The sequence below is a fragment of the Nonomuraea sp. NPDC050643 genome (assembly GCF_040654715.1).
Lineage (GTDB): Bacteria > Actinomycetota > Actinomycetes > Streptosporangiales > Streptosporangiaceae > Nonomuraea.
Map to the genome: position 1 here is coordinate 88,678 of NZ_JBFAIM010000050.1, position 21,993 is coordinate 110,670.

General features: G+C 70.6%; 23 protein-coding genes. 12 read left to right on the forward strand and 11 right to left on the reverse strand.

Features of this window, described 5'->3' with window-relative positions; all coding sequences use genetic code 11:
- Positions 1–48 precede the first annotated feature (48 nt).
- Positions 49–258 (reverse strand): DUF5708 family protein, encoded by a 210-nt coding sequence (locus AB0I15_RS45440; protein ID WP_358111051.1) that lies wholly within the window; start codon positions 256–258, stop codon positions 49–51.
- 141 nt (positions 259–399) lie between these two features.
- Here AB0I15_RS45440 and AB0I15_RS45445 point away from each other — a divergent pair, with 141 nt between their 5' ends.
- Together AB0I15_RS45445 and AB0I15_RS45450 are read left to right on the forward strand one after the other, a co-directional pair.
- On the forward strand, positions 400–1,017 hold the full coding sequence (locus AB0I15_RS45445; protein ID WP_358111053.1) for a UTRA domain-containing protein: 618 nt from the start codon (positions 400–402) through the stop codon (positions 1,015–1,017).
- 44 nt (positions 1,018–1,061) lie between these two features.
- Positions 1,062–1,808, forward strand: a complete 747-nt coding sequence (locus AB0I15_RS45450; protein WP_358111056.1) for a hypothetical protein — start codon at positions 1,062–1,064, stop codon at positions 1,806–1,808.
- Positions 1,809–1,821: 13 nt separating this feature from the next.
- Here AB0I15_RS45450 and AB0I15_RS45455 read toward each other — a convergent pair whose 3' ends face one another.
- The 3 genes from AB0I15_RS45455 to AB0I15_RS45465 all read right to left on the reverse strand — a co-directional run bounded on the left by AB0I15_RS45455 (position 1,822) and on the right by AB0I15_RS45465 (position 5,227).
- Entirely contained in the window at positions 1,822–3,942 is a 2,121-nt protein-coding gene (locus AB0I15_RS45455) for a transglycosylase domain-containing protein (protein WP_358111059.1), read from the reverse strand.
- Between the two features lie 23 nt (positions 3,943–3,965).
- Positions 3,966–4,910, reverse strand: coding sequence for a class A beta-lactamase (bla, locus tag AB0I15_RS45460; RefSeq protein ID WP_358111062.1), 945 nt, complete (start codon positions 4,908–4,910; stop codon positions 3,966–3,968).
- Between the two features lie 95 nt (positions 4,911–5,005).
- A complete protein-coding gene (locus AB0I15_RS45465) occupies positions 5,006–5,227 on the reverse strand; it encodes a hypothetical protein (protein WP_358111065.1) in 222 nt (73 codons plus the stop codon).
- Here AB0I15_RS45465 and AB0I15_RS45470 point away from each other — a divergent pair.
- From AB0I15_RS45470 to AB0I15_RS45495, 6 genes are all read left to right on the forward strand, one after another.
- Positions 5,221–6,198: an alpha/beta hydrolase gene (locus AB0I15_RS45470; RefSeq protein WP_358111067.1), complete on the forward strand. Its 978-nt coding sequence runs from the start codon at positions 5,221–5,223 to the stop codon at positions 6,196–6,198. The genes AB0I15_RS45465 and AB0I15_RS45470 overlap by 7 nt on opposite strands.
- 9 nt (positions 6,199–6,207) lie before the next feature.
- Positions 6,208–6,594: a hypothetical protein gene (locus AB0I15_RS45475; protein WP_358111070.1), complete on the forward strand. Its 387-nt coding sequence runs from the start codon at positions 6,208–6,210 to the stop codon at positions 6,592–6,594.
- Between the two features lie 50 nt (positions 6,595–6,644).
- Entirely contained in the window at positions 6,645–6,971 is a 327-nt protein-coding gene (locus AB0I15_RS45480) for a DUF202 domain-containing protein (protein ID WP_358111072.1), read from the forward strand.
- A 4-nt stretch (positions 6,972–6,975) separates the two neighbouring features.
- The gene (locus AB0I15_RS45485) at positions 6,976–7,311 is read left to right on the forward strand and encodes a DUF202 domain-containing protein (protein ID WP_358111075.1); all 336 of its coding nucleotides are present in this window, start codon (positions 6,976–6,978) and stop codon (positions 7,309–7,311) included.
- 110 nt (positions 7,312–7,421) lie between these two features.
- Positions 7,422–7,673: a hypothetical protein gene (locus AB0I15_RS45490; protein WP_358111078.1), complete on the forward strand. Its 252-nt coding sequence runs from the start codon at positions 7,422–7,424 to the stop codon at positions 7,671–7,673.
- Between the two features lie 124 nt (positions 7,674–7,797).
- Positions 7,798–8,223, forward strand: a complete 426-nt coding sequence (locus AB0I15_RS45495) for a hypothetical protein (RefSeq protein ID WP_358111081.1) — start codon at positions 7,798–7,800, stop codon at positions 8,221–8,223.
- Here AB0I15_RS45495 and AB0I15_RS45500 read toward each other — a convergent pair.
- Positions 8,220–10,073, reverse strand: a complete 1,854-nt coding sequence (locus tag AB0I15_RS45500) for an ABC transporter ATP-binding protein (protein WP_358111084.1) — start codon at positions 10,071–10,073, stop codon at positions 8,220–8,222. The two genes, AB0I15_RS45495 and AB0I15_RS45500, sit on opposite strands and share 4 nt — an antisense overlap.
- Positions 10,070–11,854, reverse strand: a complete 1,785-nt coding sequence (locus tag AB0I15_RS45505; protein ID WP_358111087.1) for an ABC transporter ATP-binding protein — start codon at positions 11,852–11,854, stop codon at positions 10,070–10,072. The genes AB0I15_RS45500 and AB0I15_RS45505 overlap by 4 nt, the downstream gene beginning before the upstream one ends.
- A 278-nt stretch (positions 11,855–12,132) precedes the next feature.
- On the opposite strand from AB0I15_RS45505, the gene AB0I15_RS45510 reads away from it, so the two are divergent.
- Positions 12,133–12,606, forward strand: coding sequence for a nucleoside deaminase (locus tag AB0I15_RS45510; protein ID WP_358111090.1), 474 nt, complete (start codon positions 12,133–12,135; stop codon positions 12,604–12,606).
- A gap of 53 nt (positions 12,607–12,659) precedes the next feature.
- Complete coding sequence (locus tag AB0I15_RS45515) at positions 12,660–13,973, forward strand: HAMP domain-containing sensor histidine kinase (RefSeq protein WP_358111094.1); 1,314 nt, start codon at positions 12,660–12,662, stop codon at positions 13,971–13,973.
- Between the two features lie 2,999 nt (positions 13,974–16,972).
- On the opposite strand, the gene AB0I15_RS45520 is transcribed toward AB0I15_RS45515, so the two are convergent.
- Positions 16,973–18,088, reverse strand: a complete 1,116-nt coding sequence (locus AB0I15_RS45520; RefSeq protein WP_358111097.1) for a ferritin-like domain-containing protein — start codon at positions 18,086–18,088, stop codon at positions 16,973–16,975.
- An 85-nt stretch (positions 18,089–18,173) separates the two neighbouring features.
- Between AB0I15_RS45520 and AB0I15_RS45525 the strand changes: the two genes are divergently transcribed.
- Positions 18,174–18,821, forward strand: coding sequence for a TetR/AcrR family transcriptional regulator C-terminal domain-containing protein (locus tag AB0I15_RS45525; RefSeq protein ID WP_358111100.1), 648 nt, complete (start codon positions 18,174–18,176; stop codon positions 18,819–18,821).
- 27 nt (positions 18,822–18,848) lie between these two features.
- On the opposite strand, the gene AB0I15_RS45530 is transcribed toward AB0I15_RS45525, so the two are convergent.
- Both AB0I15_RS45530 and AB0I15_RS45535 read right to left on the reverse strand, forming a co-directional pair.
- Positions 18,849–19,316 carry a lytic transglycosylase domain-containing protein gene (locus AB0I15_RS45530; RefSeq protein ID WP_358111103.1) on the reverse strand — a complete coding sequence of 156 codons (468 nt, stop codon included), beginning with the start codon at positions 19,314–19,316 and terminating at the stop codon, positions 18,849–18,851.
- A gap of 322 nt (positions 19,317–19,638) precedes the next feature.
- On the reverse strand, positions 19,639–20,043 hold the full coding sequence (locus AB0I15_RS45535; protein ID WP_358111106.1) for a transglycosylase SLT domain-containing protein: 405 nt from the start codon (positions 20,041–20,043) through the stop codon (positions 19,639–19,641).
- 187 nt (positions 20,044–20,230) lie between these two features.
- Between AB0I15_RS45535 and AB0I15_RS45540 the strand changes: the two genes are divergently transcribed.
- Complete coding sequence (locus tag AB0I15_RS45540; RefSeq protein WP_358111109.1) at positions 20,231–20,716, forward strand: glutathione peroxidase; 486 nt, start codon at positions 20,231–20,233, stop codon at positions 20,714–20,716.
- Between the two features lie 52 nt (positions 20,717–20,768).
- On the opposite strand, the gene AB0I15_RS45545 is transcribed toward AB0I15_RS45540, so the two are convergent.
- Both AB0I15_RS45545 and AB0I15_RS45550 read right to left on the reverse strand, forming a co-directional pair.
- Complete coding sequence (locus AB0I15_RS45545) at positions 20,769–21,644, reverse strand: alpha/beta fold hydrolase (RefSeq protein WP_358111112.1); 876 nt, start codon at positions 21,642–21,644, stop codon at positions 20,769–20,771.
- A gap of 2 nt (positions 21,645–21,646) precedes the next feature.
- Positions 21,647–21,993, reverse strand: a 347-nt coding sequence (locus AB0I15_RS45550) for a helix-turn-helix transcriptional regulator (protein ID WP_358111115.1), incomplete at its 5' end; no start/stop codon positions are given.

Consider the following 21,993-nt stretch of genomic DNA (forward strand, 5'->3'; position numbering starts at 1 on the left):
GGCCACGCGCGTGACGGCCGACAACCGAATATCGGCACCGCACGAAGGTCAGTCCGCAGGCCGCCGGTCCGCACCGGTGCCGCGTACGGCCTTGTAGATCCCGTACAGGATCTCCAGCCCGCCGACGACCATCAGGACCACGCCGAGCTTCGAGGGCGTGAACACCACGATCTCGAAGCCGAGTCCGAACCGCCACAGCGCCGCTCCGACCACGAAGGTGGCCAGGCCAGTGAAGATCGTCTTGCGGGCAGGGGTCATGGGAATGCCTCCTTCGACCGAGGGGAACGTACTGGCGAATCTAGTGAAGGGCCAGGTCATGAGGCTTCCTGCGCGTTGAGGAGATCGGGCTACATCTTTCGGGTGACCGGACCGGTACGTCCGCACGGCTAGCATGCCCGCGTGCCGCTCACCGAGGAGGAGACGTCAGCGATGGACCCGAAGACGCCGAAGGAAGCCACCCGGGACAGGGGCCCTCGCGTGCTGGTGCGGCGGACGCTGCCGACCGAGCCCGCCGTACGGGGCTCCCGGTCGCTCTTCCTGTCCGAGGCGGAGCGCCAAGGGCTCAGGGCCGGCCGGCGGATGCTGTACGTCGGGCCGGAGCCGGCCGGCGAGCAGGTGGCGGCCTGCCTGCGGGTCGAGCCCGGCACGCCGGTCGTGGCCCGCCGCAAGATGATGACCGCCGACGACGTTCCGGTACGCGTCGCGACCAGCTACTTCCGCGCCGACCTCTTCGGGGGCACGCGACTGGCCGAGCCGGAGTTCGTCCAGCCGTCGCTCCAGTCCGCGCTGACCGCCCTCGGCCACGTCTTCGGCCACGCGGAGGAGGACCTCACCGCCCGGCCGCCCACCGCGTTCGAGCGCGAGACGCTGGAACTCGACCCGGGCGAGTGGGTCGTCCAGGTGCTCCGGGCCGGCTACTCCACCGACGGCACGCCCATCCACGTCCTCGAGACCATCTGCGCCGCGAGCCGGCACGTCTTCTCCATCCGTCAGGTCACGGGCCACGACGAGTTCTGAGGCGCACCTGACTTTCGACAGGGGCGCCGGTCGACGAACGGCAGATGACCCGCCCGTACGCGGGGGGCAGGCTCGCCCGCATGAACACCTCCTTTCCCGGCCGCTGGATCGGCGGCGCGGCGCTCGTCCTGGGGCCGGTCGTCATGTGCGCCGGATTCCTGCTGCGCCACCTGAGCACGATCACCGCCCTCACCCCTCAGCAACGGGCGTGGGAGGACGCGCAGCCGTTCGCGGCCTACGGTCAGCTTCTCGCCTACACCTCGGAACCCGCCCTGTTCGCCCTCTCCTACGCGGTCTTCGCGCTGGGGGCGCTGCTGCTCTTCCCCGCCTTCGTCACCCTCGCCCAGCATGTCGGCGGCGGCCTCGCCTTCTGGGGTGCGACGCTGCTGGTCATGGGGCTGTTCGCGCGCCTGTACTTCGCCGGCGCCGACCAGAGCGCCTTCCAGCTCACGGAGGTGCTCGGGCTGGAACAGGCGACGGACGCGGTGATGAAGGAGTACGTCGACATCTCGTACGGGCCGTGGCGGGTGCCGGTCTGGGCGTCGGCCGGGCAGTACGCGGGCTCGCTCCTGCTGGCCGTCGCCGCCTGGCGCGCGGGCGTGTTCGGCACCGCTCGCGCCCTGCTGCTGCTGATCCCCGGGGGCACGTGGATGGGCGTGCTGAAGGGCGCGTCCCTCCCCGACGCGCTGGTGACCGCCCTGCTGTGCGTGGCCCTGGTCCCGCTGGGCGTACGGGTGCTACGCGACCGCGTCCCGCTCCCGGCCGGCCGGCCGAAGGTCCTGAGCTGGTGACCACGATCGCCCCCTACTCCAGGACGTCCTCCGACTCCAAGATCTCGTCCGCGGTCTCCTCCGGGATCTCGTCCTGGGCCGGTTTCGCGGGGCGGCAGGACTGGGTGCAGCCCTCGAATCTGGCCGCGTCGATCGCCGTGAACCGGGTCGGCTCCACGCGGCTCAGCGCCGGCAGCATCGTGTCCTTCCAGATCGGCCCCGGGATGCTGGCCCCCTGCACCGACCCGTAGAACCGGCCCCCGATCGTCACCCCCGTCAGCTTGTGCTCCTGGGAACCGCGGGGATCGCCCAGGCTCACCGCCCCCGCCAGGTCAGGCGTGAAGCCGGCGAACCAGGCGGCCGCGTAGTCGTCGGTGGTGCCCGTCTTGCCCGCCGCGTCCCGCCCCAGGCCGCCGACCCCGCTCATCGTGCCCTCGGTGAAGACCCCTGAAAGGACCTCGGCGGTGGCGTCGGCGATCCCCGGGTCCACGGCCTGGCGGCACTTCGGGCGGTAGGTGACGGCCTTGCCGTTATGGTCGGTGATCTGGGTGATCGCCATCGGGGCGCAGTATTCGCCGTGAGCCGCCAGGGCCGCGTACGCGGCGGCCACCGTCACCGGGTCCGTCTCGTTGATGCCGAGCGTGAACGTCTCGTACTCCTGCAGCTTCCTGCCGTCCGCGCGCCGGATGCCCAGCGACTTGGCCGTCTCGACCGTGTCGCAGAGCCCGACCCGTTCCTCCAGCTCCATGAAGAACGTGTTCACCGAGTCCCACGTGCCGCTCCGCAGCGTCTTCCAGCCGGGGGAGCCCTCGTCGTTGGTGACGGTGTGGGCGGGGTCGCCGATGTTCTCGCCCTTGCAGTTCTTGAACGTCGCGTACGCCGGCGCCCGGTAACCCGCGCCCGCCGTCAGGCCGTCGTCCAGCTTCAGGCCCTCCTTCAGGGCTGTGACCAGGGTGAACGTCTTGAACGTGGACCCGGCCTGGAAACCGATCCCGCCCCCGTGCGCGGCGTCCGCGACCACGTTGTACGAGATCTCGTTCCTGGCCGCGCTCCTCCCGTAGCGCCTGCTGGCGGCCATGGCCTTGATCGCCCCGGTCCCGGGCTGGACGAGGGCCTCGGAGGCGACGGGCTTGTCCGAGGCGTGCACCCACTTCTTGATCGCCCGGTCGGCGGCCGCCTGCATGGCCGGGTCGAGCGTGGTCCTGATCGTCAGGCCGCCGCGGTTGAGCCGGGCCAGCCGCGCTTTGGCGGTGCGGCCGAAGTCGGGGGTGCCGAGGATTTCGTGGCGGACGTACAGGCAGAAGTACGGATATTTGCTGGACTCGCAGCCCCCGGGGAGCCGCGTGCCCTTGTAGCCCAGTTTGGCGGCCTTCGCCTTGGCCGCCTCGGCCGGGGTGATCTCGCCGAGTTCGGCCATCCGGTTCAGGACCACGTTGCGCCGCTGCAGCAGCCGCGCCCGGTGCTCCTTACCCAGGTTGGGGTCGGTGGCGTTCGGATCCTGGACGGCACCCGCCAGCGTCGCCGCCTGCGTCAGGTTCAGCTTGGCCGCGCTGACCCCGAAGAAACGCTCGGCCGCCGCCTCCACCCCGTACGCGCTCGCGCCGAAGTAGGCGATGTTCAGATATTTCGCCAGGATCTGGTTCTTGCTGTACTTCTTCTCGACCCCCATCGCGTACCGCAGCTCGTTGAGCTTGCGCGCGTAGCTGGCCTCCAGGGCCGCGTTCCGCTCCTTCTCGGTGCCGGCCGAATTGAGCAGCACCTGCTTGACGTACTGCTGGGTGATGCTCGACCCGCCCTGGCTGACCCGGCCCGACTGCAGGTTCGTGGCGAACGCGCGCAGCGTGCCCTCGATGTCGATCGCCCCGTGCTCGTAGAACCGGAAGTCCTCGATCGCCACGATCGCCGTCTTCATGACCTCGGAGATCTCGTCGAACTCGACGACCTCGCGATACTCCTCGTAGAAGCGGGCGATCTCGCCGCCCTTGGCGTCGCGCACGATCGTGACCTCGGCCGGTGGCGGCTCGGTGAGGTCGACCGGCTTGAGGTCGACCTCGTCGGCCGCCATCACGAACCCGAGCCCGGCGCCCCCCACGGCCGGGATCGCGACGGCGGCCACCAGCGCGCCCGCCGCCGCCCCGGCGGCGGCCAGACGCATGATCTTCGTCCCCCGACGTGCCATCAGAGCCTGCCGAGCCCTCGGGCCAGGATCGTCGCGGTCCGCGCGATGACCTTGTTGTCCACGGGGACGCCCGCCTGGCGGTTGGTGTAGACGGCCAGGATGATCGGGGCGCCGGACCTGCCGGACGGCCAGGCGACGGCGATGTCGTTGCCGCCGCCGAAGTCGCCGTTCGTGCCCGTCTTGTCGCCGATCGTCCAGGTCTTGGGCAGACCGGCGCGGATGCGCTCGTCGCCGGTCTCGGTCGCGATCAGCCAGGCGTTGAGCTGCTTGCGGTCCTTGGCGTCGAGCGCGTCGCCGGCGGTGAGGGCACGCAGGTCGCGGGCGATGGCCGCGGGCGTGGTGGTGTCGCGCCTCTCCTTGGGGGTCCAGTCGTTCAGCTCGGTCTCCCAGCGGTCCAGGCGGGAGACCGGGTCGCCGAGCGTGCGGAAGTACCTGGTCAGCCCGGCGGGGCCGCCGATCTGCTTGAGCACCATGTTGCCGGCGGTGTTGTCGCTCACGGTGATGGTCGCCTCGCACAGCTTGCCGACCGTCAGGCCGTCCTTGACGTGCTTCTCGGTGATCGGCGAGTTGGGCTTGAGGTCGGCGTCCGTCCACTTCACGACCTTCTCCATCAGGCCGGGCTCGGAGGTGCGGGCCTTGTGCAGCGCGGCCGCGCAGGCCGGCGCCTTGAACGTGGACAGCAGCGGGAACCGCTCACCCGAGCGGTAGGCGACCGTCCTGCCCGTGGCGGTGTCGATGGCGTACGCGCCGATGCGGCCGTCGAAGGACTTCTCCAGCGCGCGCAGGTCCTTCTTGGCCTGCGCGCCGGGCGACAGGACGGTCACGGCCGCCGGTGCCGCCGCCGAGGCCGGGGCGGCCGTCAGGGCTCCGCCCGCCAGGAGGGAGATCGTCATGGCGGTCGCTTCCAGCGCCTTGTTGCGGCGAGGGGCGCGGAGGTGTCGCATGCCAGGTCCTTGTCGTCGTCCGTCAGAGGGCAGGAGCAAAGCAGATGCGATCAGCGGATGTCTAATAGCGATATCGCGAAAGAATCGATATCCGTTTACCTATCGTTCCAGGTCAGCAGCATCATCAGCCCGGCGGCGACGAGCCCGCCGGCGTGCAGGCACAAGGTCGGGACGATGCCGAGCAGGCCGAGGCCGGCACTCCGGCCAGGCAGATCAGCACGAGTCCCGGCCATGTCAAGGATTTCTTTGGCATTGCCGAAACGGCAACGGATGTCGTGCTCCCGGCCTGCCCGCCCGCATAGTTTCAGCCATGTCACACGATGTACGCCACCATCTCGTCGCGGTCCCAGGGGGCCGGATCCACGTCGCCGAACAGGGCGCCGGCCCTTTGGTCCTGCTCCTCCACGGCTTTCCCGAGACCTGGTACTCCTGGCGTCACCAACTCCCCGCCCTGGCCGCGGCCGGGTTCCGCGCGGCGGCCATCGACCTGCGCGGGTACGGCCGCTCCTCCAAGCCCGCCGACGTGGCCGCGTACCGGATGACGGCCCACGTCGCGGACAACGTCGCCGTCGTGCGGGCCCTCGGCGAGCGGTCCGCCGTGATCGTCGGCCACGACTGGGGCGCGACCATCGCCGCGAACACCGCCCTGCTCCGGCCCGGCGTCTTCCCCGCGGTCGGCCTGCTCAGCGTCCCCTACGCGCCGCGCGGCCCGTACCGGCCCACCGACGCCTTCGCCGCCATGGGCGGGGAGGAGGAGTTCTACGCGAGCTACTTCCAGGCCCCGGGGCGGGCCGAGGCGGAGATCGAGCCCGACGTACGCGGCTGGCTGGCCGGCTTCTACGCCGCCCTGTCGGCGGACACGATGGCGGGTCCCGCCTCGTTCGTCCCCCGGGGCGGCCGGCTGCGTGACCGCTTCCCGCAGGGCGTGCTGCCCTCCTGGCTGAGCGAGGACGACCTGGACGTGTACGCGGGCGAGTTCGAGCGGACCGGCCTGACCGGGGCGCTCAACCGCTACCGCAACATGGACCGCGACTGGGAGGACCTCGCCGCCTGGGAAGGGGCCCCGATCACCCAGCCCGCGCTGTTCGCCGGCGGCCGGCTCGACCCGAGCACGACCTGGATGGCCGACGCCATCGCGGCCTTCCCCGAGACGCTGCCCGGCCTGACCGCCTCCCACCTGCTCGACGGCTGCGGGCACTGGATCCAGCAGGAGCGGCCCGACGAGGTCGGGCGGCTGCTGACCGGCTGGCTCCGATCAATAACGCCACGTGGCCGAACCCTTGGGTAGGGTCGAAGTATGCGTAGCCTCAAGAGCCGGTTCGTGCCCCTCGCAGTCTTCGTCGTGTGCATAGCCGCCGCAGGTTGCAGCGAGGTCAACAGCACCATCGACAAGGCCCAGGCGTGCATCCAGGCGCCGAAGATCATCACCGACCTGGGAGCGCAGATCGCCCAGCTGACCGACGACCCGAAGGCCATGGACAAGGCCATCGACGACGCCGCGGCCAAGCTCAACGACGTGGCCGACTCCGCGTCCAACACCACGCTCAAGGAGGCCTCCGACAACCTCGCCACGACCCTGACCGGCATCACCGTCAACGACGTCAACGACGCCGTCGACGCGGCCCAGAAGGTCACCACCGAGGGCGCCGCCTACGTGGAGCAGGTGGCCAAGGCCTGCAGTTAGCCCAATCCCGCCATCTCTAGGGGAAATGGGGACGAACTACCGTTTTTCCCATGGAGCCCGACCCGCGTTTCACCTTGGCCAACGAACGCACCTTCCTCACCTGGCTGAGCACGGCGCTGGCGCTCAGCGCGGGTGGGGTCGCCATGGCGGCCGTGCCCGAAGACGTGTTCGTGCCGTGGATCCGCACCGGACTGGCCATCGTGCTCGTCACCCTCTCCGCGCTGGCGGCGGGCATGGCCTACCCGCGCTGGCGCAACATCCAGCGCGCCCTGCGCAAGCAGGATCCGCTGCCGCCGCCCGCGCTCGCGGCCGTCTTCGGCTACGGCGTGGCGGCCGTGGCGATCGTCGCCCTCGTCCTCATCGTCCTGTCCGCCTGATCCGATGACGCCGGACGAGGAGATCTGGGACCGGGGCCTGCAGAGCGAGCGGACCCGGCTGGCCTGGGTGCGCACGGCCGTGGCCCTGGCCACCGGCGGGCTCGGCGCGGCCGGGGTGTCGGCCAGGCACGGCCTGCCGGCGATCGCGATCGCCGGCTTCGCGCTGGCCGCGCTCTGCGGCGGCGTGCTGCTGATCCGGACCGGGGTGCGCTTTCGCCGGGTGCAGGCGGCGCTGCACGCTGGAAGGCCGCTGTATGCGGGCTTTGATGCGTTTTTCGCCTGGCTGGGCACGATGAGCGTGGTAGCGGGCGCTTTCACCTTTGTGTTCACGGTTCGGTGAGTCCGGTTGCGATATTCCGGGAGGGAGGCGGACACTCGAAAGCGAGGGGGGTGACCTCATTGGAAGAAGAGCACAGGAAAGTGCCTTTCGAATGCCGGGGTTGCTGGCACGTGTGGGAAGAGCACTACACCGTCAGGCACATCGACGACGAGCACGGCAACGCGGGGGAGATCTGGCTGCGCGGCGGCCTGCCCGTGACACCGCCCATGGCGGGCGTGATCTGCCCGCACTGCGGCTGTCAGCAGGCGACCACGTTCCCGGACGGCTACCTGTCACGCCATCCGGAGCTGATCCCACCGGCCGAGCCTGTGGCGCCCGACGCGACGCCGCTGCTCAGCCCGGTCCGCAAACCGCTTTACTGACTCCTAACCTGACACACGGTGAGCATTCCGTGGCTGCAGGTGTCACAAGCCCGTCTTGATGGGCGCGCGAGGCCGGGCGGACACTCGGGACGACACGGCGGATCAATGGCCGGGGGTGGCCCAAGTGCCCGACGGATTCGACACCCGTGAGACGTGGCCCTACGAATGCCTTCGCTGTCTGTACGTCTGGGAAGAGGACTTCGTCGTCAGACACCTCTCCGACGCGCGCGGCAACAAGGTCGACATCTGGCTCAGCTCGGGAATTCCCGTACAGCCGCCCTGGTCAGGGGCGTGCTGTCCCGGCTGTGGCGCGTACCGCGTGACCTGGTTCCCCTCCGGGTATCTGACCCGCCATCCCGAACTCGTGGCCGCGCCCGATCCCGAACCCGAGCCGGTGTTCGCACCGATGCCCGTGCCGGGCAGGGCGCCCGCGGTCGCGCGGACGCACCTGCCCGGCCGGTTACTGGTCGGGCTCGGGGTGCCGCTGGCCCTGTTCGTGGCGTACGAGCTGTACGCGAACGTCGTGGCCGTGGCACACCCGCACCACTAGCTCAGGCTGTCCAGCCACGCCTGGTGCAGCCCGGCGAAGCGGCCCGAGGCGGCGATGAGCCGGTCGGGCGGCCCGTCCTCGACGATCTCACCGCGCTCCATCACCAGCACCCGGTCGGCGATCTCCACGGTCGAGAGCCGGTGCGCGATGATCAGCGCGGTGCGGTCGGCGAGGATCGTGCGCAGGGCCCGCTGCACCAGCCGCTCGCTCGGCACGTCGAGGCTGGAGGTGGCCTCGTCGAGGATGAGCACGGCCGGATCGGCCAGGAACGCCCGCGCGAACGCGACGAGCTGCCGCTGCCCGGCAGACATGCGGCCACCGCGCTTGCCCACCTCGGTGTCGTAGCCGTCGGGCAGGCCCGAGATGAACTCGTGGGCGCCGATGGCCTTGGCCGCCTCGCGGACGTCGCGGTCGGTGGCGTCGGGCCTGCCGAACCTGATGTTGTCGGTGACCGTGCCGCTGAACAGGAAGTTCTCCTGCGTCACCATGACCACGGCCTGGCGCAGCGTCGGCTCGTCCAGATCGCGCAGATCGACGCCGTCGAGCAGCACCCGGCCGCCGGTGGGGTCGTAGAAGCGGGAGATGAGCTTGGCCAGCGTCGTCTTGCCCGCGCCGGTCGCGCCGACCAGCGCCACCGTCTGCCCGGCCGGGACCGTCAGGTCGAGGTCCGGCAGGATCGGCATCTCCTCGACGTAGGCGAACCTGACGCCCTCGAAGCGCACCTTGCCGCGCGCCCTGCCCTGGGGCAGCTCCACCGGCTGACGCGGCTCGGGAACGCCGGGCTCCTCGTCCAGCACGCCCGACAGCTTCTCCAGCGCCGCACCGGCCGACTGCAGCGTGTTGTAGAACTGGCTGACCTCCTGCATCGGCTCGTAGAACTGGCGCAGGTACAGCAGGAACGCGGTCAGCACCCCGGCCGTGACCTCGCCGTGCAGGGCCAGCCAGCCGCCGTAGAGCAGCACCCCGCCGATCGTCATGTTGCCGATCAGCTTGATGCCGGTCATGAACGTGGCGCCGAGCTGCATGCTGCGCGCGTTCGCGCCCCGGTAGTCGTCGTTGAGCTGCTCGAAGATCTCCTGGTTGCGCGGCTCCCTGCGGAAGGCCTGCACCGCGCGGATGCCGGTCATCGACTCCACGAAGTGCACGATCACCAGGGCGACCGTCTCGCGCGTGCGCCGGTAGACGATGGCCGACTGCCGCCGGAACCACTGCGTGAACAGCAGCAACAGCGGCAGGGGGACCAGCGCCACCAGGCCCAGGTGCACGTCCAGCACCAGCAACAGCACCGCCGTGCCCACCATGGTGAGCACCGCCTTGACCAGCGCGTCGAACCCGGACTGCAGCAGCTCGGCGATGGCCTCGATGTCGGAGGTCAGCCGCGAGATGACGCGCCCGGAGGTGTACTGCTCGTGGAAGTTCAGCGACAGCCGCTGGAAGTGGTCGAACACCCTCCGGCGCAGCTCCAGCAGGATGCTCTGGCCGATCGTCCCCGACAGCCGCAGGAACGCCTGCCGGGTGAGCGCCTGCGTGATCGCCGCGCCCAGGATCACCCCGACCACGGTCAGCAGGACGGCCGGGCCGGTGCCGCTCGTGATCGGGGGGATGCCCCGGTCGATGCCGACCGAGACCAGGTAGGGGATCGACAGACCGGCCGCGTTCGAGACCACGATGATCGACACGAGCAGCGCGATCCTCTTGCGGTACGGGCGCAGCAGCCCGCCGAGCAGCCGCCGCGAGCGCGCCCGCAGCAGGACGGAGACCTTCTCCGGCAGCTCGTCCTGATCCTCGGAGGCGACGCCCCGCCAGGACGCCGCCGCGCTCGGCTTGTCCTCCTGGACCGTCGTGGTCATCGCAGGGCTCCTTCCGCGGCGTCGTCGAAGTCGGCGTCCTGGGCCAGCAGCTCCCGGTATTCGGGCACGTCGGCCAGCAGTTGGTGGTGCTGGCCGACGTGCGTGATGGTGCCGTCGCGCAGCAGCGCCACCTTGTCGGCCAGCAGCACCGTGGAGGCCCGGTGGGCGACCACGATGCCGGTCGCCTCGCGCAGCACGTGCCGCAGCGCCTCCTCGACCAGGGCCTCGGTCTCGACGTCGAGCGCGGACAGCGTGTCGTCGAGCACCAGGATCCTGGGCTTGCTCAGCACCGCCCTGGCCAGGGCGAGCCGCTGGCGCTGCCCGCCCGACAGCGAGAGCCCCTGCTCGCCGATGCGGGTGTCGAGGCCCCACGGCAGGTCGTAGACGAACATGGCCTGCGCGGTCTGGATGGCCTCGGCCAGCTCCTCCTCGGTGGCGTCGAGCCGGCCGAGCATGAGGTTCTCGCGCACGCTCATCGAGAACAGCGTCGGCTCCTCGAACGCGGTGGCCACCACCGAGCGCAGCGTGGTCAGCTCCAGGTCGCGCACGTCGTGCCCGTCGATCGTGACGCGCCCCGAGGTGGGGTCGATCAGGCGGGGCACCAGCGCGGTGAGCGTGGTCTTGCCCGCGCCGGTCGCGCCGACGACGGCCACCGTCTCACCCGGCCGCACCTCCAGCCAGACGTCGCGCAGCACGGGCCCCTCGGAGTCGGCGAAGCGGAAGCCGACCCCCTCGAAGCGCAGGTGCCCGCGCGGCTCGTCGATGGTGTCGGTGCCGCCCTCGATCGCGGGGACGGTGTCCATGACCTCCATGAGACGGTCGGCGGAGGTCATCGCCTCCTGCGCCATGGCCAGGATGTAGCCGAGGCTGGCGATCGGCCACACGAGCTGCAGCATCAGCGTGGTGAACGCGATCAGCGCGCCCAGCGTCAGCGCTCCCGAGCCGACGGCCAGCGCGCCCATCAGCAGCACCAGGGCCAGGGTGATGTTGGGGATGATCTCGAGGAAGGAGAAGAACTTGGCGGACAGGCGTACTTTGTCCATCGAGGAGCCGTACACCTTGAGCGCGGCGTCGTCGTAGCGGTCGTAGACGTGGTGGCGGCGGCCGAACGCCTTGATCGTGCGGATGCCGATCGCGGACTCCTCGACCAGCGTGGCGAGGTCGCCCTGCTCGTCCTGGACCTGACGGGAGATCTTGATGTAGCGCTTCTCGAAGCGCAGCGAGGTCCACACGATGGGCACGGCCGAGGCCAGCACCAGCAGACCGAGCGGCCAGTACTTGTTCAGCAGCAGCACGCTGACCGTGATGAGCTGCAGAATGTTCATGACCAGGAAGAGCATGCCGAAGCCGAGGAAGCGGCGGATCGTCGACAGGTCGGTCGTGGCCCGCGATAACAACTGCCCCGACTGCCAGTCGCCATGGAAGCCCATGGGCAGGCGCTGCAGGTGCTTGTACAGGTCGTCGCGGATGGCGGTCTCCAGGCCGAGCACCGGCTTGACCTGGGCCCAGCGCCTGAGGAAGATCAGCAGGGCTTCCAGGACGCCGACGCCGACGGCGAGCAGCCCCAGGGGGAGCAGCGCGCCGGGGTCGCGGTGCTCCACGGGACCGTCGATGACCTTCTCGATGATGAGAGGCAGCGCGATGGCGGCGGCGATGCCGACGATGGCGGCCAGCCAGATGAAGACCAGTCTGACGGCGTACGGGCGGAGGTAGGACTTCATCCGCCACAGGGAGTGAGTGGACAGCAGGGGACGGCGAGGTTCGTGCGTATCGGGAGGCATCCCATCTAGGCTAATACGTCGGATCAACCGATTTTCTGTGGCCTCGAGGTGGGGTTCCTGTACATGACGTGCGGGAACGTGAAAGATCATGCACTTCCGGCAGACCATTACCTTCATCGTGATGTGTGCGGGAATGTTCTTCGTGCTGCTCGACATCACGATCGTGAACGTGGCCCTGCCCGCGATCGGCCGGGGCACCGGCAGCACCCACGTGGCCGATCTGCAGTGGTGATCGAAGGCCGGTGTCTTGAAGGCCGGTGTCTTTGAAGGAGGAAATGATGATCGACCCATCCGAACTGCCGCACCTGCGCCGCTGTGTCGAGCTCGCCACCCGGGCCCTGGAGGTGGGGGACGAGCCGTTCGGCTCGGTGCTGGTCTCCGGCGGCGGCGCCGTCCTGGCCGAGGATCACAACCGGGTCGCCTCCGGTGACCGCACCCGGCACCCCGAGTTCGCGCTGGCGCGCTGGTCGGCCGAGCACATGAGCCCCGAGGAGCGGGCGGCGGCCACGGTCTACACCTCGGGCGAGCACTGCCCGATGTGCGCCGCCGCGCACGCCTGGGTCGGGCTGGGCCGCATCGTGTACGCCGCCTCGTCGGTCCAGCTCGCCGCCTGGCTGTCCGAGCTGGACGTCCCCCCGCCGCCCGTGCGTACGCTGCCGATCGGCGACATCGCCCCCGGGGTGGTCGTCGAGGGCCCGGTCCCCGAGCTGGCCGAGGAGATACGCGAGCTGCACCGCCGCTTCCACAGCTGACGGTGGATGCGCCTTTGACCTGCGGTTTGTACGCTTCGTGGCAAAGTCGGAACATGGTGCACTGGCGCTCCATCAGGTGCCGGGTGACGATCGCGACGGTGGTGTTGTTCGGCGTCGTCATCCTCGGCGGCGTGGGGGTGATCTCGATCACGTACCCGGCGCGGGCGCGGGCCGATCTGATCGCCCAGGCCGACGCGGCCAGCCGGCGCCTGACCACCATCGTCGACCGGCAGCGGTTCGACGGCCCGATCCCCCCGCAGCAGGGCGTCCAGCTCCTGCAGATCGTGGACTACGACGGCCATGTGGTGGCGGCCAGCCTGAGCCTCACCGGCCGGCCTCCGCTCACCCAGGTCAGGCCCACCGGGGCGGACTCGCGGGTCAGCACCCGGGAATGCCCGCCCAGCGGGTGCATGGTCGTGGTCGGGACCAGCAACCGCAGCACCGTCTACGGCCCGATCGTGGCCTACGCGGCGCTGCGGGAGCCGTTCCTGCTGCGCTCGTCCTTCCTGCCCATGCTCCTGTACGGGGGGTCGGGAACGCTCCTCGCGCTGATGGCCTGGGGCGCCTGGTACGGCGTCGGCCGCGTGCTGGCCCCCGTGGAGCGGATCCGCTCCGGGCTCGAGCACATCAGCGCCGCGGACCTGAGCCTGCGCATCGAGGTCCCCCCGACCAGGGACGAGGTGGCCGAGCTGGCCGCCACCGTCAACGACACGCTGGCCCGCCTGGAGGACGCCATCGCCCGGCACCGGCGGTTCGTGTCGGACGCCTCCCACGAGTTGCGCGCCCCGATCACGGCCCTGCTGGTGCGGCTGGAGGCGGGGCTCGAGGAGCGCACGGAGACCGACTGGCGGGCGGCGCTCATGGACGCGCAGCGGCTGGCCGACATCGTGCAGGACCTGCTGCTGATGGCCCGGCTGGACGCCGGCGCGGCGGCGGCGTACGAGCGGATCGACCTGGGGCGGCTCGTCGAGGACGAGATCGCCCGGCGGCCCTGCCGGCTGCCGGTGAGTGTGGACGTCGAGCCCCACGTCATCGTGATGGGGCACCGGCTGCAACTGGCCCGGCTGTTCGTGAACCTGCTGTCCAACGCCGACCGCTACGCCGACTGCGCCGTGTGGGTCTGCGTCCGGGCCCGCGGGGAGGAGGCGGTGCTGGAGGTGGCCGACGACGGGCCGGGGATTCCGGAGGAGCGGCGGGAGCAGGTGTTCGAGCGGTTCACCAGGCTGGACCAGACCCGGTCACGGGACACCGGGGGGAGCGGGCTCGGATTGCCCATCGCCCGCGACATCGCCCGCACCCACGGCGGGTCCCTCGAGGCCGGGACGGGACCGGGAGCGCATCTGATCCTGCGCCTGCCCCTCTGCTAGCTCCGCCAGCGCGGCTATCCGGTGGAAGCGCTCGTTGTCGCTGGACACGTAGAGCTCCAGGAGGCGCCGCACGTCGCGCGGAGGCAAGGTGTGGAAGTCCGCTTCGAGCCGCCGCAGCACGACGTCGTCGTAGGCTCCCTGGGGGATCCAGCCCATGGCCTGGCGGAAGGTCTTCGTGTCCGGGTGTGCCGCCAGCACCAGCTCCAGCAGGTCGGCGACGGGGGACAGGACGCCCGCGTCCAGCGACGGGACCACGTGCCTCGTGTAGGGGAGCAGGTTGACGAAGAGCTGGGCCAGCAGTGAGTCGTCCCGGAAGGAGATCTCGCGGGCCCACAGGTCGAGCGGGCCGTGAGCCGCGATCGTGGTGTCGGGCCGCGGGCCGTCCTGGCCCGGCCAGGAGTAGAAGGCCAGGTCCTTGAGCTGGAAGCTCTGCCCCCGCTCCGCGCCGACCTCCAGCATCCGGGTCCGGCCGCGCAGGAAGTGGCGGACGCGGACGGTGCTCATGAGCGCGCTCCACTCGGCCCGGGTGAGCTGCGAGTGCCACAGGCGGGCGATCTTGCGCCACGCCTCGTTCGCGCCCTCCGGCTGGGCGGTGCGGAACAGGTCGGTGCCGGGGACGGGGTCGGCCGACGAGAGCACCGACAGCAGGAGCAGGTTGGCGCTGTAGGCCGCGCAGCGGGTGGGCGAGTCGGCTCGTACCGGCTGGTAGGCGTCGTAGGGCGACCCGGGGCGGGGCATCAGGGCCGCCGCGAACAGCTCGTGCAGGTGCCGCCGCAGCAGCGGGAGCCCGTCCGGCGGGATCCGGGTGCGGACGCCGTGGCGCAGGAAGTCCACGACGGGTTCGCGGACGACCAGGGCCGCGAAGGACAGGAGCGCGTGCAGGAAGGAGTCGTCGGGCCTGGCCGGGCGGTGGCGGGAGGCGGCGAAGGCCAGCTCGCCGGCCAGGTCGGCGAGCTCGCGGAGCACCAGCCGGGCGACCAGATATTCGCTGAACGTGGCGTGCAGGAACTCGTAGGTCTTGAGACGCTCCTCGTCGCGCAGGGCCTCCGTGGTGTGCATGAAGAAGAAGCCGCCGATGACGGTCTCCGCGCGGGACAGGACACGGCGCAGGCCGTACGGCTGGGCCGGCTCCTGTGCCGACTTCTGGGCCGATTCCTGGGCCGGGGGCAGCAGCGCCCGCAGGTCGGCGTCCAGGTCGGGCTCCCGGACCCACTGGTGGCCCCGGTTGAACATGGCGAACGCGGTGACCGAGAGCCGCAGCAGCGCGTCCTCCACGGCCTGCTCCAGATCGGCGTCCGTCAGGCCCCGGACGGTCTTGCGCACCTCGCGGGCGGCGAACCCGCGCAGCAGCCGCTCGTACAGCTCTGCCTCGTGGAGCTCGTCGCCGGTGAGCCCGAGCGCGTTCCCGTCGGCGTCGTAGAGGGCCAGCATGAGCAGGAGCAGGGGCTGTTCCGCGAGCCGGGGAACGGCGAGCACGTGCTCCTCACGCAGGGGCTCGAGGCCGTGCCGCTGGAAGAACGCGCGGTTGCCGTCGTTCCAGACCGTGATCCACCGGCGGACCTGGTCTTTGGTGAACGGCTCCAGGCGCACCACGATCGACTCCTCGGGGACGCGTGCCCGGTCCGACACCGCCGTGCGGGAGGTGACGATGACCGCCAGGGCCCGGCCCCGCTCGGCCTGGCGGCGCTGGAAGTCGCCGACCCGTTCCAGGTAGTCGGTCTGGCTCACGCCGGTGGCCTGGAGCAGCTCGTCGAAGCCGTCCAGCATGATCACCGGCAGCGCCCCGTCCGCCGCGTGCGTCAGCTCGGGCCAGGACATGCTCTCGTCGAGCGCGTCCCTGATGCCGTGCTCGATCTGCGCCAGCACGTCGCTGTCGGCGGGGACGCCGCGCAGCTCGACCCGGAGCGGCAGGAAGTCGGCGGCGGGCAGCCGGGCGGCCAGCATGCGCGTCAGCACGGACTTGCCCGCGCCCGGCTGCCCGAGCACCAGGAGCGGCGCTCGTGTGGCCGACGGATGGGTGAGATGGGCGGCCAGGAAGGCGTCCAGATCGTCGCGCTGGGGCAGCGCCCACCACGACTCCTCCGAGGCGAGCCGGCGGTCGCCCCCGGGTGGGCAGGCGCGAAAGCCCGGATTGACGTAGCCCTCGTGCAGCCGGGGGATCGTCATGCCGGGCGGTGTCTCGGCCGAGGTGACGATCGGGCGGTGGAGGGCGGCCCGGTTCGCCTGGACGAGCGCCGCCAGCCGGTCGGACGGGCCGCGGCCCGAGGCGAGCGCGGCCAGCCGCTCCTGGAGGCCGGCCAGGCCCCGCGTGATCCGCTCGCGGGTGGCCCGGTGGTCGATCATCGCCGACCAGAGGGCCACTTCGGGGAAGTCGGCGGCCAGCCGGAGGAACGACTCCTGGTAGCGGCGCACGGCCCGCTCCGGGATGTCGTGGCCCAGCCTTCCCCGCCGGGTCTCGTCCCAGGCGTCCCAGCAGGCCAGGCCCTTGAGGAGGGTGACCAGCGTGGCGGTGTACATGCGGTAGGCGGCCGTCAGGTCGGCGACCACGTCCTCATGGGGGCGGTCCGGCGCGGGCAGGGGAAGCCGCATGTCGATCAGGCTGCCCAGAAGATGGTCGGCGTTCAGGCCGAGCAGCCGCTCCTGGTCCTCGCGGGTCAGCTCGGGCAGCACGTCCGCCTCGCCCAGCGCCTCGAGATAGGCGCTGATCACGATGACCGCGTGCGCCGCCGCCAGCCGCTGCGTCCGGTCGTAGCGGCTCAGGCCCTTGAGCTTGTCGCGCAGGCGGCGGATCAGGCCGTCGCCCAGCCGCACCGCTTCGGCGCGGGCGTCGAACAGGTCGATTCCGCCCAGCCCGAACAGGGCCACGGACGACGCGTTGTCCAGCACCCGCGTGAGCGCGCTCTCGCCGCCCAGCAGGACCACAGCGTCGCGATAGCTCAGTAGTGCGCGCAAACGGGGCTCCCTGACGTGGATCCGGTCTCCCCGTAGTCTGCCGAAAACTAGGAGTCGGCGCCCATCGCGATCGTGTCGGCCACCTCCGCGTGCCGCTCGGACTCCTCCTCGGCGAAGCGGGCCTCGTCGATCTTGTCGGCGATCTCCTCGTCCTGCCGCATCAGCGCGTCCAGCGACTGCCCGGCCATCTCCAGCACGCCCATCTCCGCGTACGCCTGCTGCAGCCGCGGGCTCCACAGCCCGATGTCCTTCACGCACGGCACGATCCGGCTGAACAGCAGCGACCTGAACAGCCGCAGGTACTCCGACTGGTCGGTGGCCCGCATGGCCTCCTCGACCTCGGCCTTCGACAGGCCCAGGTTCTCCCACGTCTCCCGGCCGCGCAGCCGGTCGCGCATGAGGTAGCAGCCCTCGATGACGAAGTCCTCGCGCTCGCGCAGCTCCGTCTCCGACAGGTCGCGGTAGTAGTCGCGCAGCGCCATCCGGCCGAACGCGACGTGCCGGGCCTCGTCCTGCATCACGTACGCGAGGATCTGCTTGGGCAGCGGTTTGGTGGTGATGTCGCGCATCACCCCGAACGCCGCCAGCGCCAGCCCCTCGATGAGCACCTGCATGCCCAGGTACGGCATGTCCCAGCGCGTGTCGCTCAGCGTGCTGTCGAGCAGCGCCTTGAGGTGCTGGTTGATCGGGTACGCCAGGCCCACCTTCTCCTGAAGGAACCGGGCGTAGGTCTCGGCGTGGCGGGCCTCGTCCATGGTCTGCGTGGCCGCGTAGAACTTCGAGTCCAGGTCGGGCACCGACTCCACGATCTTGGCCGAGCAGATCATCGCGCCCTGCTCACCGTGCAGGAACTGGGAGAACTGCCAGGCCGCGCCGTGCAGCCGGACGTCCTGGCGGGCCTGCTCGCTCATCCGCTCCCAGAGCGGGGTGCCGTAGATGGCGATGGTCTGGTCGGGGATCCCGAGCACGTTGTACGGATCCACCTCCAGGTCCCAGTCGATGCGCTTGGTGGAGTCCCACTGCTTGTCCTTGCCCTTCTGGTACAAGGCCAGCATGCGATCCCTGCCGTCGTCGTACTCCCAGGTGAACCGGCTGGCGCCGGCCATCTCGACGTCCCAGGTGGACAGGCCGGCGGGGATGGTGTAGAGCTCGTGCGTCGACATGGGACCTCCGGGGGGAGCTTACGTACACCGTACGTCCGTGGTTCGAGCTTGCACGTACGCCGTACGTCAGTCAATAGAATGAGCTATGCCCACCGAGCCCCTTTCCCGAGGCCGCATCGTCGCCGCGGCCATCGACCTCATCGAGCGCGAAGGGGCGGACGCGGTCTCCATGCGGCGCATCGCGGCCGAGCTGGGCGTCGGGGTGATGTCCCTCTACAACCACGTGCCCAACAAGGACGCCCTGCTCAACGGGGTGGCCGAGACGGTGCTGAGCCAGATCGAGTTCACCGACGACCCCGACGCCCACTGGACCGACCGGGTGCGGATGCAGGCGCGGGCGTTCCGGCAGATCGCCCACCACTATCCGCGCAACACCATGCTCGTGGTCAGCCGCCAGCTTCACTCCGCCGCGGGGCTGCTGCCGGTCGAGCGGGCGCTGGCCACGCTGCGCAGCGCCGGGTTCGACGGGGCCGACGCGGTCCGGATGCTGCGGATGTTCATCGCCTACATCGTGGGCTCGCTGCTGCGGGAGGTCGGGGTGACGCCCACGTTCGCGCCCGTGCAGACCCGGACGATCAATGCGGAGGGGGTCGATCCCGCGCTGTTCCCCGAGGTGAGCTCGCTGTCGGCGCTGCTCGACGAGTGCGACCACGAGGCGGAGTTCGACTTCGGGCTCGAGTTGCTGATCAAGGCGATCGAGGCCCACGCGGGGCGTCGGGAGGGCACCCGGTGAGCTGCTCCGGATGCCCTCCGAAGCCGGCTAGTACCAGTTGTGCGATCTCCAGTGCCCCCAGGCGCCGCACGGCCTGCCGTACCTCCCCTTGATGTAGGCCAGACCCCAGCGGATCTGCGTCTCGGGGTTGGACTTCCAGTCGCTGCCCGCGCCGCGCATCTTGCCCGCGGGCAGGGCCTGCGGGATGCCGTACGCGCCGGACGAGCGGTTGAGCGCCCGGTGGTTCCAGTTGCTCTCCCTTGTCCAGAGGTTGTCCAGGCAGCGGAACTCCTGGACGTTCCAGGCCCGCTGGACGACGTGGCCCAGGGCGATCTTCTTGTTCCTGTTGGCCGGCCTGACGGCCGTGATCTTCGGTTGCGCTGACGTGGTCCAGATCCGGGTCCTGACCGGCGGTCCGGTCTCGGCCCTGGCTGGTGTGGTGCCCAGTGCGGTGAACGCGGTAACTGAGATGAGAGTGCCGCTGAGGGCGCGTTTGCCGTCCAAGTCGATCCTCACGGTCGGGTCGCGTGCGGACGGGCGCACTCAGCCGGCGCCCTGCCGGTCCGCGTCCGTGGCTCGGACGTGGAGGGTCCGCGTGGCCCCCCGGGATTCTGCTTCCGCCCGATCCTGCTGGACGGCCCGGAGGGCTCCACGACGTGTCCTCTAGCACGATTCCTATTACGCGCGGTCACCGTGGGTCATACATCTCGACACGCCTAGGACAGGTGTTTGTGGGTTCGTTGCGGATAAAGGGCCCTCTCGCAGGGCCGGGATTGCCCGGTCCGCCGCCTGTTTGGGCAGCCCTTGCGGGAAAGAACGGGCAAGTCTGGGGTTTGGCTCAGTACCATCCGTGGGATTGGAAGTGGCCCCACGCGCGACACGGCGAGCTGTAGCGCTGTTTGATGTAACCGAGGCCCCACGCGATCTGCGTACGGGGGTTGGTCCGCCAGTCGTGGCCCGACGTGGCCATCTTGTGCCCCGGCAGCGCCTGGGGGATGCCGTACGCGCCGGACGAGCGGTTGCCGGCGCGGTGGTTCCATCCGCTCTCTCGGGCCCAGAGCCTGAGCAGGCAGCTGAACTGGGCCTGACCCCAGCCTCGCTTGGCCACCATGGCCTTCGCGATCGACTTGTTCTTCCCGGTCTGGCTGGTCTGGGAGCTCTGCGCCTGTGCGGCCGAGGCGCCGCCCGCCGCCACCAGGGTGGCGGACAGGACCAGGACGCCGGTACGGCGGAGCATGGGCATGCGGGTTCCCTTTCGAGGGGGTACGTGGACCGCGCCACCCTGCCCGAGTTGCTCCCTTTACAGCGAATTGACCATGGAAATACAGATCGTCAGTAAAGATTCCGATATATCCGTGTTCAGCGTGTTTGTCGGGAAAATGAGGACTGCGTCACAAATCTGGCCCTGACTCGTTCTGTAGGGTCGAACCATGAGTCTCAGCGACATCCCACTTCGCACCCTCACGGACGCCCCCACCACGTTGGGGGAGCTGACGGCCGGCAAGGCCGCCCTCATCGTGAACGTGGCCTCCCGATGCGGCCTGACCCCGCAGTACGGCGCCCTCGTCGAGCTCCAGCGCCAGTACGGCCCCCGCGGCTTCACCGTCATCGGCATGCCCTGCAACCAGTTCGCCGGCCAGGAGCCGGGCTCGGCGGAGGAGATCCAGCAGTTCTGCGCGGCCACGTACGGCGTCGACTTCCCGCTGCTGGAGAAGGCGGACGTGAACGGCGAGCACCGCCACCCGCTCTACGAGCGCCTCACCGAGGCCGCCGACACGCAGGGCGAGGCCGGCGACGTGCAGTGGAACTTCGAGAAGTTCCTGGTGGACGGGGAGGGCGAGGTCGTGGCCCGCTTCCGACCCCGCACCGCCCCCGACGACCCGGCCGTCACCGCCGCCATCGAGAAACTGCTGTAACGCCTCCCGGAGGCCGGCGCCGCGACGGGCCGTGCCGCCGCGGCCGGCGACCTCACTCCGCCGTGTGCGCGAGGACGGCCGCGGCCAGCTCCTCGTGCACCTCCGGCGGCAGCGTGTGCCCCAAGCCCTCGATCATCATCAGCCGCGCCCCCGGGACGCGCTCCGCGATGATCGCGCTGTGGCCGGCCTTGACGGGCTCGTGCGTGCCCTCGATGACCAGGGTGGGCGCCTTGACCAGGTGCAGGACGCCCACCGGCTCGAAGTCCGGCCTGGCCATCGCGGCCCGGCGGTGGTTGACCACGGCGTCCAGGTCGCGCGCCCGGTCGTAGACGCGCTCCTGCAGCCGGCGCGCCGCGTCCTCGTCGAACGGCAGCCCGGTCCCGTGCAGCAGGCGCTGCTCGGCGATCATGCCGTCGATCCGCTCGCGGCGGTTCGCGGCCGGCGGGGCGGCCAGCAGCGCGCGGTAGAAGGCCACGAACTCCGGCGACGGATCCGGCAGGCTGCCCTCCGGCTGCGGCTCTCCCATGAGCGCCCGCATGATCACCTGGCCCTCACCGCCGCCGAGCGGCGAGGAGCCGATGACGGTGAGCGTCCGCACGCGCTCCGGCCGCTCCGCCGCGATCTTCTGGCCGAGCAGCCCGCCCGCCGAGTGGCAGACCAGATGCGCGCTGTCCAGCCCGTGCGCGTCCATCACCCGCAGCACGTCGTCGCTGATGTCGTCCCACGTGTACGGCTCCTTGTCGAAATCGATGGTGGCCGATCGGCCGGTGTCGCGGTGGTCGTACCGGATCACCCGCCGGCCGCCCGCCGTGAGCCTGCCGACGAACTCGTCCGGCCACAGGATCCCCTGCGACATCGACCCCATGATCAGCAGGATCGGCGCGTCGGCGGCGGCGCCGAACTCTTCACTCCAGATGTCGTTCTGCATGCTCACAGCATGTCCTGCGCCGCCACCGGCGCCTTCCGTAGAACTACTAGGCGCGCGAGTTCGGTACGGGTGCCGATGCCGAGCTTCGGATAGATCTTGTACAGGTGGTACTCGACCGTGCGCGGGCTGAGGAAGAGCCGGGCGGCGATCTCCTTGCTGGACAGGCCGTCGGCGACCAGTCCCGCGATGCGCAGCTCCTGCGGGGTCAGCACGTCCGCCAGAGAACCGGGCGGCGGCCGCCCGGCGCCGTCATCCGCGCCCTGAGCGCTGCCGTCCTGCCCGCCGCCACCCGCTGGGCCTCCGGGCGTGGGCCGGTGGCCGGCGTGCGCGGCCGGGGCGCTTTCGCCCG

What these genes read in the sequence shown, in the direction of transcription:
- AB0I15_RS45440 (WP_358111051.1), bottom strand. Translation starts at nt 258, where the DNA reads ATGACCCCTGCCCGCAAGACGATCTTCACTGGCCTGGCCACCTTCGTG.
- AB0I15_RS45450 (WP_358111056.1), top strand. Translation starts at nt 1,062, where the DNA reads ATGACCCGCCCGTACGCGGGGGGCAGGCTCGCCCGCATGAACACCTCC.
- AB0I15_RS45455 (WP_358111059.1), bottom strand. Translation starts at nt 3,942, where the DNA reads ATGCGTCTGGCCGCCGCCGGGGCGGCGGCGGGCGCGCTGGTGGCCGCC.
- bla (WP_358111062.1), bottom strand. Translation starts at nt 4,910, where the DNA reads ATGCGACACCTCCGCGCCCCTCGCCGCAACAAGGCGCTGGAAGCGACC.
- AB0I15_RS45470 (WP_358111067.1), top strand. Translation starts at nt 5,221, where the DNA reads ATGTCACACGATGTACGCCACCATCTCGTCGCGGTCCCAGGGGGCCGG.
- AB0I15_RS45475 (WP_358111070.1), top strand. Translation starts at nt 6,208, where the DNA reads ATGCGTAGCCTCAAGAGCCGGTTCGTGCCCCTCGCAGTCTTCGTCGTG.
- AB0I15_RS45480 (WP_358111072.1), top strand. Translation starts at nt 6,645, where the DNA reads ATGGAGCCCGACCCGCGTTTCACCTTGGCCAACGAACGCACCTTCCTC.
- AB0I15_RS45485 (WP_358111075.1), top strand. Translation starts at nt 6,976, where the DNA reads ATGACGCCGGACGAGGAGATCTGGGACCGGGGCCTGCAGAGCGAGCGG.
- AB0I15_RS45500 (WP_358111084.1), bottom strand. Translation starts at nt 10,073, where the DNA reads ATGACCACGACGGTCCAGGAGGACAAGCCGAGCGCGGCGGCGTCCTGG.
- AB0I15_RS45505 (WP_358111087.1), bottom strand. Translation starts at nt 11,854, where the DNA reads ATGCCTCCCGATACGCACGAACCTCGCCGTCCCCTGCTGTCCACTCAC.
- AB0I15_RS45510 (WP_358111090.1), top strand. Translation starts at nt 12,133, where the DNA reads ATGATCGACCCATCCGAACTGCCGCACCTGCGCCGCTGTGTCGAGCTC.
- AB0I15_RS45515 (WP_358111094.1), top strand. Translation starts at nt 12,660, where the DNA reads ATGGTGCACTGGCGCTCCATCAGGTGCCGGGTGACGATCGCGACGGTG.
- AB0I15_RS45520 (WP_358111097.1), bottom strand. Translation starts at nt 18,088, where the DNA reads ATGTCGACGCACGAGCTCTACACCATCCCCGCCGGCCTGTCCACCTGG.
- AB0I15_RS45525 (WP_358111100.1), top strand. Translation starts at nt 18,174, where the DNA reads ATGCCCACCGAGCCCCTTTCCCGAGGCCGCATCGTCGCCGCGGCCATC.
- AB0I15_RS45535 (WP_358111106.1), bottom strand. Translation starts at nt 20,043, where the DNA reads ATGCCCATGCTCCGCCGTACCGGCGTCCTGGTCCTGTCCGCCACCCTG.
- AB0I15_RS45540 (WP_358111109.1), top strand. Translation starts at nt 20,231, where the DNA reads ATGAGTCTCAGCGACATCCCACTTCGCACCCTCACGGACGCCCCCACC.
- AB0I15_RS45545 (WP_358111112.1), bottom strand. Translation starts at nt 21,644, where the DNA reads ATGCAGAACGACATCTGGAGTGAAGAGTTCGGCGCCGCCGCCGACGCG.